Origin of the sequence: Zoogloea oryzae, assembly GCF_030161255.1 — a bacterium.
Lineage (GTDB): Bacteria > Pseudomonadota > Gammaproteobacteria > Burkholderiales > Rhodocyclaceae > Zoogloea > Zoogloea oryzae.
Window position 1 is genome coordinate 1 of sequence record NZ_BSPX01000252.1, and the last position, 782, is coordinate 782.

Below are 782 nucleotides of genomic sequence, written 5' to 3' on the forward strand. Positions count from 1 at the left end.
AAGGTGAACGGCAAGGCCGAGGAGCTCACCTGGGAGATCTTCCGCGACACGCTCATCGAGCAGGCTGAGCAGGGCGTCGACTACTTCACCATCCACGCCGGCGTGCTGCTGCGCTACATCCCCATGACCGCCAACCGGATGACCGGCATCGTCAGCCGCGGCGGCTCGATCATGGCCAAGTGGTGTCTGGCGCACCACAAGGAGAGCTTCCTCTACACCCACTTCGAGGACATCTGCGAAATCATGAAGGCCTACGACGTGGCCTTCAGCCTCGGCGACGGCCTGCGCCCGGGCTCGATCTACGACGCCAACGACGACGCGCAGCTGGGCGAGCTCGAAACCCTCGGCGAGCTCACCGACATCGCCTGGAAGCACGACGTGCAGACCATCATCGAAGGCCCGGGCCATGTGCCGATGCACATGATCAAGGAGAACATGGACCTGCAGTTGAAGCACTGCAAGGAAGCCCCGTTCTACACCCTCGGCCCGCTCACCACCGACATCGCCCCCGGCTACGACCACATCACCAGCGGCATCGGCGCCGCGATGATCGGCTGGTACGGCACCGCGATGCTCTGCTACGTCACCCCCAAGGAGCACCTGGGCCTGCCGGACAAGAACGACGTGAAGGAAGGCATCATCACCTACAAGCTGGCCGCCCACGCCGCCGACCTCGCCAAGGGCCACCCGGGCGCGCAGATCCGCGACAACGCGCTGAGTAAAGCCCGCTACGAGTTCCGCTGGGACGACCAGTTCAACCTGGGCCTCGACCCGGACAAGGC

At 64.8% G+C, this 782-nt stretch carries 1 protein-coding gene; it reads left to right on the forward strand.

The window, feature by feature from the left end; all coding sequences use genetic code 11:
• On the forward strand, window positions 1-782 hold a 782-nt coding region (locus QQK25_RS23310; RefSeq protein WP_284190095.1), incomplete at both ends, for a phosphomethylpyrimidine synthase ThiC.